The following is a 12963-nucleotide window of genomic DNA, read 5'->3' as shown; positions in this document are numbered from 1 at the left end:
TACACGGGACTGCGCAGGAAACTAGATGGCGTTCTCTTGCGAGACTATCTTGTCACGGCCGGTGTTCTTGGCCTGATACAGGAGCCGATCCGCTTCGCTCAGCGCCTCGTCCATGGATACCCGCCCGACACTGACCACACCATAGCTGGCGCGAACAAAGAGCGGAACATCCGGTGACAAGGGGTGCTGGCGCAGCTGCTGGCGCAGCCCTTCCAGCCGTTTGAGCAGCACGGGGACGGTGCAGTGGGGCACCATCAGGGCAAACTCCTCGCCACCAAAGCGGGCGATCATGGCATCTGGAAAGAACTGGGTCAGCTGGCGGGTCAGATGGCAGAGTAGCTGATCGCCAATGGCATGACCCCAGTGATCGTTGACCTGCTTGAAGTGATCCACATCGAGCACGCAGAGTGAAAGCGTACTCTGCAGCCGCTGATGTTCCTCGAACCATTTCTGCCCTTCGTTGAACCAGTAGCGACGGTTGTAAAGACCGGTCAGGTAGTCGCGATTGGCCGACTCCTGAATGCTGTTGAACTGCTCGAGCGCCTCCAGATTGTGGCTGACCCGGCACTGCAACTCTTCCGGTTCAAACGGTTGGTTGAGAAAGTCGTTGGCCCCCTGTTTCAGGTAGCGAGCGGAGAGACCGCGCTTGTCCGAGACCGAGATCCCGATAATTGCCAGCTGCTGTTTGCTGTAACGCTCTCTCAGCATGCGCACCAGACTGATGCCATCGATCTCCGGCATATAGTAGTCGACCAGTGCCAGCCGGATGCCGGGGTATTGCTCCAGCATCGCCATAGCTTCGCGTGCGTGACTCGCCTCGTGCACCTTCAGCAATTGCTTGCGCAACTGGGCCATGGTGCGGTGGCGGGAGGTGCGTGAATCATCGACGACCAGCACTTCGATGGACTGGTTGAGATAAAGGCGGTGCACCAGGCTGACCGCATATTGCAGCGAGTGGCGCGAATCCTTCATCACATAGTCCAGTACGCCGGTTTCCAGCCAGGCCGCACGTTTATCCTCGCTGATATCGGCGGTGAGGATCACCACTGGCAAGCCGCGCTCCAGCAACACGCTGACCGCTTCTCCGCGAGGTGCATCCGGCAAGGTCAGATCCACCAGGGCGACCACATACTCATCTCCCCGACAGTGACGGGCGCCTTCGAGGGTATCAAAGGCGTCGATCTCCAGACCGGTCTGCTGGGCTATCGCCTGGGTCAGCATACGGCGGATCGTCAGGCTATCTTCGACAATCAATATCTTCTGTTTCATTAGACTCCTTCAAATAAAAAAGGCATACCGACTGGTATGCCTTATATCACATATGCGCTTATTTATTGCGCATCAAGATAGCGTTCTGCATCGAGGGCAGCCATGCAGCCGGTACCGGCAGAGGTGATGGCCTGGCGGTAGTTGTGGTCAGCCACATCGCCGGCCGCGAAGACACCTTCAATGCTGGTCTGGGTGGCAAAACCGTCGAGGCCGCCACGAACTTTCAGATAGCCGTTTTGCATCTCCAGCTGGCCATCGAAGATCTGGGTGTTGGGCTGATGGCCGATGGCAATGAAGACGCCCATCAGCGGCAGCTCGCTGGTGCTGCTGTCCTGGGTGTTGCGCAGGCGCACACCGGTGACCCCCATCTGATCGCCCAGCACTTCGTCCAGGGTCTGGTGAGTGTGCAGCACGATGTTGCCGCTCTCGACCTTGTCGTGCAGACGCTTGATCAGGATCTTCTCGGCGCGGAACTCGTCGCGACGGTGAATCAGGTGTACCTTCTTGGCGATGTTGGCCAGATAGAGCGCCTCTTCCACGGCAGTGTTGCCGCCGCCGATCACGGCTACTTCCTGATTGCGGTAGAAGAAACCGTCGCAGGTGGCGCAGGCTGAGACGCCGCGCCCCTTGAAGGCTTCTTCAGAAGGCAGGCCGAGATATTTGGCGGAGGCGCCGGTCGCGATGATCAGGGCATCGCAGGTGTATTCGCCGTTGTCGCCCTTGAGGCGGAACGGGCGTTGGGTCAGTTCGACGCTGTTGATGTGATCAAACAGAATGCGCGTATCGAACTTCTCTGCATGAGTTTTCATGCGTTCCATCAGGGCCGGGCCGGTGAGGCCTTCCGGATCGCCGGGCCAGTTCTCTACCTCAGTGGTGGTGGTCAGCTGGCCACCTTGCTGCATGCCGGTAATGAGCAGGGGATTGAGGTTGGCGCGGGCGGCGTAGACGGCAGCGGTGTAACCGGCCGGGCCGGACCCTAAGATCAGCAATTTGCTGTGAGTGACTTGGCTCATGATGTCATTTCCGGGATGTGATGAGTTTGCGCGATTGTAGGTAATTCGTGATCCGGGGTCAAAGGCTGGTGAGTCGATTGCACTAATCGTGTTCACAAGGGGTGACATGCAAAATAAAGGGATAAAAAAACCGCCCATCGCGGGCGGATTTTCACTCATCTCCAACTGGCGCAGGCCAGCGCAGATCAGTTCAGCAGGGTCAGGGGATCCGTGTAGGCAAGGCCATGAGCCACGGCAACCTCCTTGCAGGTGAGTTTGCCCTCCATCACGTTGAGGCCGTGCAGCAGGTTGGGATCGCTCAGCAGTGCCTGACGATACCCTTGCTGGGCCAGCTTGATGATGAAGGGGAGGGTGGCGTTATTGAGTGCCACGGTCGAGGTTCGTGCCACTGCCCCCGGCATGTTGGCCACGCAGTAGTGCACCACGTCATCGACGATGAAGGTGGGATCTTCGTGGGTAGTGGGGTGCGAGGTTGCCACGCAGCCACCCTGATCGATCGCCACATCGACGATAGCCGAGCCCGGCTTCATGCGCGCAATGTGGTCACGGCTGACAAGTTTTGGCGCAGTGGCGCCCGGTACCAGCACGCCGCCGATGACCAGATCGGCCGCCAGCAGATGGCGTTCCAGACTTTCGCTGTTGGAGTAGACCACTTTGGCTGCACCCTGAAACTCGTTGTCGAGACGGCGCAGGGTATCGACGTTGTTGTCGAGGATGGTCACGTCGGCGCGCATGCCGATGGCCATGCGGGCTGCGTTGGAGCCAACCACGCCACCACCGATGATCACTACCTTGGCCGGTTCGACACCGGGCACCCCGCCGAGCAGCATGCCGCTACCGCCGCGTGATTTCTCCAGCGCCTGGGCACCTGCCTGAATAGACATGCGACCCGCGACTTCCGACATGGGCGCCAGCAGGGGCAGACCGCCACGGCCGTCGGTGACGGTCTCGTAGGCTATACAGATGGCACCACTTTTCAGCAAGGCCTCGGTTTGTGGCAGATCCGGTGCCAGATGGAGGTAGGTAAACAGGGTTTGACCCGGTCGCAACATGGCACACTCGACAGGCTGGGGCTCCTTGACCTTGACGATCATCTCCGCCTTGGCGAAAACCTCGGCGGCAGAGGCCAAAATTTCGGCACCAGCAGCCGTATAATCTGCATCGCTAAAGCCAATCCCGTTTCCGGCACCGCTTTGGACGAAAACAGTATGGTTTCGTGCTGTCAGTTCACGTACACTGGCCGGAACCATGCCTACGCGATATTCATGGTTTTTTATCTCTTTAGGTACACCGATAATCATGCTATCCCTCGTCTATCGATTGGTGTTTCATGTTGCCAAAATGTTAACCAACATTTGCGCCTAGTATATTCAGGTATTGACAGGATTTGTGACCATAATTATAAAATGAATGGTGATTCTTACCAAAAAATAGCCAAAGGATGGAATAAAATGATGGAAGCTAAGAGTCGGCTAAAGGATTTGGACAGGATTGACCGCAACATTCTCAATGAACTGCAAAAGGATGGCAGGATCTCGAATGTTGAGTTGTCCAAACGAGTTGGCCTGAGTCCTACACCGTGTCTGGAACGGGTTCGTCGCCTCGAGCGACAAGGCTATATCGAAGGGTATGCCGCGATTCTGAACCCTCATTATCTGGATGCGTCTCTGCTGGTCTTTGTGGAAATTACCCTCAACCGCGGTGCCCCAGATGTGTTTGAACAGTTCAACAAGGCTGTTCAGGTGCTCGAGGAGATCCAGGAGTGCCATCTGGTCTCGGGTGATTTCGACTACCTGCTCAAGACCCGGGTAAGCGACATGTCGGCTTATCGCCGCCTGCTGGGTGAGACCCTGCTGCGCTTGCCGGGGGTCAATGACACCCGCACCTATGTGGTGATGGAGGAGGTCAAGCAGAGCAGCCGTCTGGTGATCAGCACCCGATAAAGCAGATTATGCCGTGGTATCTTTTCCATATGAGACACTGCGACAGTCAGAAACGAGCGGCCGGTCCGCTCGTTTCTTCTTGTAAAGATGATTGCAAATATGGCCCCGTCCCATCAGGCACAGGCTGACAATCGATGGGCTTTTCGGGGATACTAGGCCCCCTTATTTCCTGCATTACATGTTTTCAGAAAGGAGCCGGAGTTTGGCCGATAAAAAGCTGTTTACTCCTTTATCAGGTACACAACGGATCTTCGAAGCCGTCTTGATCGCCATCACCCTGATGGCCGCTTATCTTCTGCTTGCCCTGTTGTCCTATCATCCCGCCGATCCCGGTTGGTCCCAGACCTCGTGGGAAGGGGAGGTCAAGAACCTCGCCGGCAGCGCAGGCGCCTGGCTTGCCGATATCACCATGTTTACCTTTGGTGCCTTCTCCTATCTGGTTCCGCCGCTGGTGGTGCTGTTGGGCTGGAGTCTCTTCTGGCGGCCAAGCCGTCTGCTCGATGTGGATTACCTCACCCTCGGGGTGCGGATCATCGGCTTTATCCTGACCGTGCTCGGCATGTCGGCCATCGCCAGCATGAACTTTAACGATCTGCAGAACTTCTCCGCCGGTGGCCTAGTGGGGGATGTCATCGCCTCCGCCGTGGTACCGCTGTTTGGCGGTGTGGGTGCCAACCTGATGCTGCTTTGCTTCGTGGCAACCGGCATTACCCTGTTTACCGGCTGGTCCTGGCTCACCATCGTCGAGCGCATCGGTGCCGCCTGCACCGGCTCCGTCAGTGCCATCTACCACTTCCCGGGCACTCTGGGTCGCTGGTTGACCGGCGGCTGGCGTCAGCCTCGCGTTGAGGGACCGGATCCCCTGCTTGAGGGGGGCGTGGGCGCCATCGAGCTTGATGACGAAGATGAAGACGATCCCCACAGTAACTGGGGTCGCCGCGCCAAGGGCAAAAACCAGAAAGGCTCCAAGGAGGAGTGGTTGCCTGAACTGGACGACGACACCTTCGAGTTTGACCCGCAGTTTGATGATGAGGACGACGAACCCGCGCCGGTGGTCAAGGCTAAACGGCCAGCCCCTGCCAGCTCTCGTCGCCAGAGCGCCCTTGCCGTCGCCGATGACGAGGACGATGAAGATCTCGACCTGCCGTGGGCTGAGGGCGAGGATGCAGCGGTTGCCCCAGTCGTCGCCATGCCGACCAAGCCCAAGCGCCGCGTTCAGGCCAACCTGCCGCCGCTGCCGAGCCTTGAGCTGCTGGATCGTCCGCCTGCCAAGACCCAGATGATGAGCAAGGACGAGCTGGATCGGATGGGCCGTCTGGTGGAGGCCAAGCTCGCCGATTACAACGTGCAGGCCAAGGTGGTCGGTGTCTATCCGGGCCCGGTTATCACCCGTTTTGAACTGGATCTGGCGCCAGGCATGAAGGCGAGCAAGATCACCAACCTGTCCCGCGATCTGGCCCGCTCTCTGTCGGCCAGCAGCGTGCGGGTGGTCGAGGTGATCCCGGGTAAAACTTATGTCGGGATCGAGTTGCCCAACCGGGTGCGCCAGACCGTCTACCTGCGCGAGACCCTCGACTGCGATGCGTTCCGCGATAGCCGCAACCCGCTCACCATGGGCCTGGGTCAGGACATCGCCGGCGAGCCGGTAGTCGTTAACCTCGCCAAGATGCCGCACCTGCTGGTGGCCGGTACCACGGGTTCAGGTAAGTCGGTGGGGGTGAACACCATGATCATCTCCATGCTCTACAAATCTTCGCCGGACGATCTGCGCTTCATCATGATCGACCCCAAGATGCTGGAATTGTCGGTCTACGAAGGGATCCCGCACCTCCTGACCGAGGTAGTGACCGACATGAAGGATGCCGCCAACGCCCTGCGCTGGTGTGTGGGCGAGATGGAGCGTCGCTACAAACTGATGTCGGCGGTCGGAGTGCGCAACCTCAAGGGCTACAACGACAAAGTGCTGGCGGCCATCGAGGAGGGGGATCCCCTGCTGGATCCGCTGTGGCGTCCGGGCGACTCCATGGATCAGACGCCGCCGGAGCTGGAGAAGCTGCCCCATATCGTGGTGGTGGTGGACGAGTTTGCCGACATGATGATGATCGTCGGCAAGAAGGTGGAAGAGCTGATTGCCCGTATCGCCCAGAAAGCGCGGGCGGCCGGTATTCACCTTATCCTTGCGACCCAGCGTCCGTCGGTGGATGTCATCACCGGTCTTATCAAAGCCAACATCCCGACCCGTATCTCGTTCCAGGTGTCGAGCAAGATCGACTCCCGTACCATCATCGATCAGGGCGGCGCCGAATCTCTGCTCGGCATGGGCGACATGCTCTACATGCCGGCCGGTACTTCCAACCCGACCCGGGTGCACGGCGCCTTTGTCGATGACCACGAAGTGCACAAGGTGGTTGCAGACTGGAAACTGCGCGGTGAGCCGAACTACATCGACGAGATCCTCTCCGGTGAATCTGGCGGTGAAGGTGGCAGCGGCGAATATGGCGGTAGTGACGATGAAGAGCTCGACCCCCTGTTTGACGAAGCAGTCGCCTTCGTGGTGGAGTCGCGCCGTGGCTCGACCTCCAGTGTGCAGCGCAAGTTCAAGATTGGTTACAACCGGGCGGCTCGTCTCATCGAGCAGATGGAAAATCAGGGCATTGTGAGCGCCCCGGGTGGCAACGGTCAGCGCGATGTGCTGGCTCCGCCGCCGGTGCGGGACTAAGGCCTACCCTTTTACTGTTATCCTGGCCATGCCCCTCACGGGCGTGGCCTTTTATCGAGATGGTCGTTATGAAAAGCATGATGAAAAAACAGCTGTTGATCGGATCCATGCTGCTGGTTGCCAGCAACCAGGTGTGGGCTGACGCGGCCAGCGATCTCAAGCAGAAGCTGGCCAGTGTCAGCCTCTTCTCCGCCAAGTTCTCCCAGACTGTCTACGACAGCAAGGGCAAGGAGCTGCAGCGCGCCAGCGGCGATCTGGTGGTACAGCGTCCCAACCATTTCAACTGGCATACCACGGCGCCTGACGAGAGCCTGATCGTGGCCGATGGCAAGGATGTCTGGGTATATGACCCCTTCGTCGAGCAGGTGACCGCCCTTAAATTGAAGGATGCGGTGCTCAACACTCCCTTCGTGCTCATCACCGGCAATGACGACAAGCTGTGGAAGAACTATGACGTGACCCAGCAGGGTGATGTCTACACAGTCACCAGCCGTGATCCGAGCGAGCTTATCGCCTCCTTCCGCGTCACCTTCGATCGCGACAACAACATCAGCCGCTTCGATGTGAAAGAGGCACAGGGGCAGTGGACCGAATTTACCCTCAATAACTTCAACCGCAAGCCGGTGCTCAAGGGTAACGAATTTGTCTTCAAGATCCCGAAGGGGGTCGAGCTGGATGATCAGCGCTGATGAGCAATCTCTCGCTGGATTTCTCGTCGGACTTTCGTCCGCTGGCGGCCCGGATGCGGCCGCAAAATCTCGACCAGTACATAGGTCAGCAGCATATCCTGGGGCCTGACAAGCCCCTGCGCAAAGCGATCCTGGCCGGTCACTGCCACTCGATGATACTGTGGGGGCCACCCGGTACCGGCAAGACCACTCTGGCTGAGCTGATGGCTCACTACTGTCAGGCGGAAGTGGAGCGACTCTCGGCGGTCACCTCCGGCATCAAGGAGATCCGCGCCGCCATCGACAAGGCCAAAGAGAACAGCTGGCGCGGAGTGCGCACCATCCTCTTCGTGGACGAGGTGCACCGCTTCAACAAGAGCCAGCAGGATGTGTTTCTGCCCCACATCGAAGATGGCACCATCACCTTCATCGGTGCTACCACCGAGAACCCTTCGTTCGAACTTAACAACGCGCTGCTCTCCCGGGCCCGGGTCTATCTGCTCAAGCGACTGGAGGAGGAGGACATCCTCGCCATGATCGATCAGGCGATGCAGGATCCCCGCGGTCTCAATGATCCGGCCCTTGCCTTTGCCCCTGGCGTCAAAGAGGCACTGGCCAAGGCGGTAGATGGTGACGGGCGCAAATCCCTCAACTATCTGGAGCTGCTGGCTGACATGGCCGAGCTCGATGGCAGCGGCCACAAGCTTATCGACAGCGCACTGCTCGCCGCCGTGGCGGGGGAACATGTGGCCCGCTTCGACAAGGGGGGGGATCACTTCTACGACCTCATCTCGGCAGTACACAAATCCATTCGCGGCTCTGCGCCGGATGCGGCGCTTTACTGGTATGCCCGTATGGTGAGTGCCGGCTGCGATCCGCTCTATATTGCCCGCCGCTTGCTGGCTATCGCCTCGGAAGATGTGGGCAATGCCGATCCTCGTGCCATGCAGGTGGCGCTATCTGCCTGGGATTGTTTCCACCGCATCGGACCGGCGGAAGGGGAGCGGGCCATCGCCCAGGCGATCGTCTACCTTGCCTGTGCGCCCAAGAGCAATGCGGTCTACACCGCCTGGAAGGCTGCGCTCAACGATGCCAAAAACCTGCCTGACTTCGAGGTGCCGGTGCACCTGCGCAACGCACCGACCCGGCTGATGAGCGATCTGGGCTATGGCGCCGAGTACCGTTACGCCCACGACGAACCGGGCGCTTATGCCGCAGGCGAGGAGTATTTCCCGCCCGAGCTTGCCGGCAAGCAGTACTATCAGCCGACCGATCGTGGCCTTGAAAAGCAGATCGGCCAGAAGCTCGATTATCTGCATGAGCTCGATCGACAGAGCCCGCAAAAACGGGGCCGATAGCCACCCATTTTGGCCAGCAGAATGAAAATTGGTCAGACACCGGAATAATTGGGGTGTTTGACCCCACAAGTTGGCAAAAACGACCCAAATAGTCCCTGTTCGGGCAGGGGGGCGGTCTGCTACACTGCCCTTCTGACCCCGTTGGTTTCGGCCTGATACCATCTTCTTGATTTCGAAGGCCTGACTCTCAAAACGACGGGGGCGCCAACCGATGTTAACTTCCGGATCTGTTTTCCCGCCCGTCATGATGACTCAGGCCCAGATCCCTTTTACAAAAAGTAGGTAACCCATGCTGGATCCCAAATATCTGCGCAGCGACATCGACGAAGCTGCCGCTCGTCTGGCGACACGTGGCTACGCTCTTGACGTAGCGGCTGTCAATGCTCTGGAAGAGAAGCGCAAGGATCTGCAGTCCCGTACTCAGGAGCTGCAGGCCGAGCGCAACGCCCGCTCCAAGTCCATCGGTGAGGCTGCCCGTCGCGGTGAAGATGTTGCTCCGCTCAAGGCTGAAGTGACCAAGATCAACGACGAGCTGGAGACCAGCAAGGTTGAGCTGGATGCTTTGCTGGCCGAGCTGAAAACCATTGCCGACGCCATCCCCAACCTGCCGAGCGAAACCACCCCGGTTGGTCGTGACGAAAACGACAACGTGGAAGTGCGTCGCTGGGGTACCCCGCGTCACTTCGACTTCCCGGTACGCGATCACATCGATCTGGGTGAAGCGGCCAAGGGCGTAGATTTCAAAAACGGCGTCAAGCTCTCCGGTTCCCGTTTTGTTGTGATGAAGGGCCAGATTGCCCGTCTGCACCGCGCCCTGGCCCAGTTCATGCTGGATCTGCACACCCTGCAGCACGGTTACACCGAGTGCTATGTGCCTTATCTGGTCAACCCGGACAGCCTGTACGGTACCGGCCAGCTGCCGAAGTTCTCCCAGGATCTGTTCAATACCGGTATTGACGGTGAAGGGGAAGAAGAGGGCAAGGTGCGCAAGTTCTCCCTGATCCCGACTTCCGAAGTGCCGCTCACCAACATGGCGCGCGACGAGATCTTTGAAGAGCAGGAACTGCCGATCAAGATGACCGCTCACAGCCCGTGCTTCCGTTCCGAAGCGGGCTCTTACGGTCGTGATACCCGTGGCCTCATCCGTATGCACCAGTTCGACAAGGTCGAAATGGTACAGCTGGTTCACCCGGAGAAATCCTGGGAAGCGCTGGAAGAGATGGTGGGTCACGCCGAGAAGGTGCTGCAACTGCTGGAGCTGCCGTATCGCGTGATGGCGCTCTCTACCGGTGACATGGGCTTCTGCGCAGCCAAGACCTACGATCTGGAAGTGTGGCTGCCGGCCCAGAACACCTACCGCGAGATCTCCTCTGTCTCCAACTGCACCGACTTCCAGGCGCGCCGCATGCAGGCTCGCGTGCGTGTCGATGGCAAGCCGCAGCTTATTCACACCCTGAATGGCTCCGGTCTGGCTGTTGGCCGCACTCTGGTCGCCGTGATCGAGAACTACCAGCAGGCAGATGGCCGTATCGCCATCCCGGCTGCGCTGCAATCCTACATGGGCGGCCTGACCCACATCGGGTAAGCGCTCGTTGCAGACGACAACGCCATGGCCATGCCATGGCGTTGTGCATTCTGGCGCCGCTCAACCGTTTTTATCGTGAATAAATCTGCGTTTCCGGCGCCTCTTTGAACATGTAACACAATTTTATCAAGCATTGCGCAATCGTTTTTGTTAGACTGCGCCGCAATTTCGCAGGACATCTTTTTCTATGGTCTGGATTGATTACGCCATCATCGGCATCGTCGGTTTTTCTGCACTCATCAGCCTGGTGCGCGGCTTCGTCAAAGAGGCCATGTCTCTCGTCACCTGGTTCGTTGCCTTCTTTATTGCCAGCCATTTCTATCCTGATCTCGCCGCCTATTTTACCTCTTTCTCCGATGCGCTGGTGCGCAACGGTCTGGCCATAGCGGCCCTGTTCGTGGCAACCCTGATCCTGGGCAGCGTGGTGAACTACGTGGTGGGTCTGCTGGTGGACAAGACGGGGCTCTCCGGTACCGATCGGGTGCTCGGGGTCTGCTTCGGCGCAATTCGCGGGGTACTGATCGTCAGTGCCCTGCTTTTTTTCATGGATACCTTCACCAGCCTCTCCCAGAGTGACTGGTGGGCGGCATCCAAGCTGGTGCCGGAGTTCAAGCCGGTGATCCAGTGGTTTTTCGGGTTCATGCTGAACTCTTCGAGTTTTCTTAAACAGGTATAGCGACTTCGAGGTAGCAAATACATGTGTGGTATTGTCGGTATAGTAGGCACCACTCCCGTCAATCAGGCCCTCTACGACGCCTTGACGGTGTTGCAGCACAGGGGACAGGATGCCGCCGGGATTGTGACCATTGACAGTGGGAACTTCCGGCAACGCAAGGCCAATGGCCTGGTCAAGGACGTGTTTGAAGTGCGCCACATGCAGCGCCTGCAAGGGAACATCGGCATCGGTCATGTCAGATATCCCACCGCAGGCAGCTCCAGTGCCGCAGAAGCCCAACCTTTTTATGTCAACTCTCCTTACGGGATCGTGCTTGCCCACAACGGCAACCTGACCAACGCCAAGGAGCTCAAGGAGCAGCAGTTCCGTGTCGCGCGCCGTCACATCAACACCACTTCGGATTCCGAAGTGCTGCTGAACGTGCTGGCTCACGAGCTGGACCGCTGTGACAAGATGGCGCTGGCGCCTGCGGACATCTTCGCTGCGGTGCGCAAGACCCATCAGCAGATCCGCGGTGCCTATGCCGTGGTGGCGCTGGTCATTGGCCACGGCCTCATCGGGTTCCGTGATCCCAACGGCATTCGCCCGCTGGTCCTCGGCCGTCGTCAGGATGAGCAGGGGCAGGTGGAGTACATGCTCGCCTCCGAGAGCGTGGCGCTCGATGCCATCGGTTTCGAGACGGTGCGTGACATCGCGCCGGGCGAGGCCATCTACATCACCGAGCAGGGCCAGCTCTTCTCCGAGCAGTGCGCGGATAACCCGCAGATGAGCTCCTGCATCTTCGAATATGTCTATTTTGCCCGTCCCGATTCGTGCATCGACAAGGTGTCGGTCTACGCCGCCCGTCTCAATATGGGTCGCAAGCTGGGTCAGAAGATTGCCCGCGAGTGGGAAGATCTCGATGTGGACGTGGTCATCCCCATCCCCGAGACCTCTTGCGACGTGGCGCTGGAGATCGCCCATACCCTCGACCTGCCGTACCGTCAGGGCTTCGTGAAAAACCGCTATATCGGCCGCACCTTCATCATGCCGGGCCAGACCCAGCGCAAGAAGTCGGTTCGCCGCAAGCTCAACGCCATCAGCTCCGAGTTCAAGGGCAAGAAGGTGTTGCTGGTGGACGATTCCATCGTGCGCGGTACCACCTCGGAGCAGATTATCCAGATGGCCCGTGAAGCGGGGGCCGCCAAGGTTTACTTTGCCTCGGCAGCGCCGGAAATTCGCTTCCCCAACGTCTACGGTATCGACATGCCCACCGCCAACGAGCTGATCGCCCACGGTCGCGAAGTGGAAGAGGTGTGCAAGCTTATTGGCGCTGATGGCCTCATCTTCCAGGATCTGGAAGATCTGGAAGCGGCGGTGCGGGAGATCAACCCCGAGCTGCGCCACTTCGAGACCTCGGTATTCAACGGCCACTATGTCACCTCCGATGTGGATCAATCCTACCTTGATCACCTCAATGCCCTGCGCAGCGATGACAGCAAGGCTGTGCGCGAGTGGCAGGAAGGGACCAGCAATCTGGAAATTTTTAACGAAGGCAGTTAAACGTTTTCCTTCGGACTGGTTTGCATAACGCAATGGGAGCCCTGGCTCCCATTGTTGTTTTTGCTGGGAGATGGCGAAAGGGGAGAGATGGCATCTGTTTGAAAAAACAGCGCTTATTTTGCCAGATATGGGCATGCAACGGCTGATCCGCTAGCATAGGGTCACTTTTCTCATACGCCTTTAACGAGAG

The 12963-nt window shown here is 58.6% G+C and carries 10 protein-coding genes; 7 read left to right on the top strand and 3 right to left on the bottom strand.

Annotated features, from left to right (window positions below; all coding sequences use genetic code 11):
* Positions 1-21: 21 nt before the first annotated feature.
* The 3 genes from BS300_RS02425 to ald all read right to left on the bottom strand — a co-directional run bounded on the left by BS300_RS02425 (position 22) and on the right by ald (position 3583).
* The gene (locus BS300_RS02425) at positions 22-1269 is read right to left on the bottom strand and encodes a diguanylate cyclase (RefSeq protein WP_071910551.1); all 1248 of its coding nucleotides are present in this window, start codon (positions 1267-1269) and stop codon (positions 22-24) included.
* A gap of 62 nt (positions 1270-1331) precedes the next feature.
* The gene (gene trxB / locus BS300_RS02420; protein ID WP_071910548.1) at positions 1332-2282 is read right to left on the bottom strand and encodes a thioredoxin-disulfide reductase; all 951 of its coding nucleotides are present in this window, start codon (positions 2280-2282) and stop codon (positions 1332-1334) included.
* A 185-nt stretch (positions 2283-2467) separates the two neighbouring features.
* Complete coding sequence (ald, locus tag BS300_RS02415) at positions 2468-3583, bottom strand: alanine dehydrogenase (protein WP_041207483.1); 1116 nt, start codon at positions 3581-3583, stop codon at positions 2468-2470.
* Positions 3584-3733: 150 nt separating this feature from the next.
* Between ald and lrp the strand changes: the two genes are divergently transcribed.
* The 7 genes from lrp to purF all read left to right on the top strand — a co-directional run bounded on the left by lrp (position 3734) and on the right by purF (position 12773).
* On the top strand, positions 3734-4225 hold the full coding sequence (gene lrp / locus BS300_RS02410; RefSeq protein ID WP_005300047.1) for a leucine-responsive transcriptional regulator Lrp: 492 nt from the start codon (positions 3734-3736) through the stop codon (positions 4223-4225).
* A gap of 202 nt (positions 4226-4427) precedes the next feature.
* A complete protein-coding gene (locus BS300_RS02405) occupies positions 4428-6944 on the top strand; it encodes a DNA translocase FtsK 4TM domain-containing protein (protein WP_071910546.1) in 2517 nt (838 codons plus the stop codon).
* An 80-nt stretch (positions 6945-7024) separates the two neighbouring features.
* On the top strand, positions 7025-7633 hold the full coding sequence (gene lolA, locus BS300_RS02400) for an outer membrane lipoprotein chaperone LolA (protein WP_071910688.1): 609 nt from the start codon (positions 7025-7027) through the stop codon (positions 7631-7633).
* Complete coding sequence (locus BS300_RS02395) at positions 7633-8970, top strand: replication-associated recombination protein A (protein ID WP_033115172.1); 1338 nt, start codon at positions 7633-7635, stop codon at positions 8968-8970. Before lolA ends, BS300_RS02395 begins: the two co-directional genes overlap by 1 nt.
* Positions 8971-9259: 289 nt before the next feature.
* On the top strand, positions 9260-10555 hold the full coding sequence (gene serS / locus BS300_RS02390) for a serine--tRNA ligase (RefSeq protein ID WP_017785405.1): 1296 nt from the start codon (positions 9260-9262) through the stop codon (positions 10553-10555).
* A 187-nt stretch (positions 10556-10742) separates the two neighbouring features.
* Positions 10743-11231, top strand: coding sequence for a CvpA family protein (locus BS300_RS02385; RefSeq protein WP_033115174.1), 489 nt, complete (start codon positions 10743-10745; stop codon positions 11229-11231).
* 21 nt (positions 11232-11252) lie between these two features.
* Positions 11253-12773, top strand: a complete 1521-nt coding sequence (gene purF / locus BS300_RS02380; RefSeq protein WP_071910544.1) for an amidophosphoribosyltransferase — start codon at positions 11253-11255, stop codon at positions 12771-12773.
* Positions 12774-12963: the final 190 nt, after the last annotated feature.

The sequence above is a fragment of the Aeromonas sp. SCS5 genome (genome assembly GCF_001887375.1).
Lineage (GTDB): Bacteria > Pseudomonadota > Gammaproteobacteria > Enterobacterales > Aeromonadaceae > Aeromonas > Aeromonas jandaei.
The sequence above is the reverse complement of the archived record's forward strand: the minus strand, read 5'-3'. Positions and strand labels throughout refer to the sequence as shown.

What these genes read in the sequence shown, in the direction of transcription:
- lolA (WP_071910688.1), top strand. Translation starts at nt 7,025, where the DNA reads ATGAAAAAACAGCTGTTGATCGGATCCATGCTGCTGGTTGCCAGCAAC.
- lrp (WP_005300047.1), top strand. Translation starts at nt 3,734, where the DNA reads ATGATGGAAGCTAAGAGTCGGCTAAAGGATTTGGACAGGATTGACCGC.
- serS (WP_017785405.1), top strand. Translation starts at nt 9,260, where the DNA reads ATGCTGGATCCCAAATATCTGCGCAGCGACATCGACGAAGCTGCCGCT.
- trxB (WP_071910548.1), bottom strand. Translation starts at nt 2,282, where the DNA reads ATGAGCCAAGTCACTCACAGCAAATTGCTGATCTTAGGGTCCGGCCCG.
- purF (WP_071910544.1), top strand. Translation starts at nt 11,253, where the DNA reads ATGTGTGGTATTGTCGGTATAGTAGGCACCACTCCCGTCAATCAGGCC.
- ald (WP_041207483.1), bottom strand. Translation starts at nt 3,583, where the DNA reads ATGATTATCGGTGTACCTAAAGAGATAAAAAACCATGAATATCGCGTA.
- BS300_RS02425 (WP_071910551.1), bottom strand. Translation starts at nt 1,269, where the DNA reads ATGAAACAGAAGATATTGATTGTCGAAGATAGCCTGACGATCCGCCGT.
- BS300_RS02385 (WP_033115174.1), top strand. Translation starts at nt 10,743, where the DNA reads ATGGTCTGGATTGATTACGCCATCATCGGCATCGTCGGTTTTTCTGCA.
- BS300_RS02395 (WP_033115172.1), top strand. Translation starts at nt 7,633, where the DNA reads ATGAGCAATCTCTCGCTGGATTTCTCGTCGGACTTTCGTCCGCTGGCG.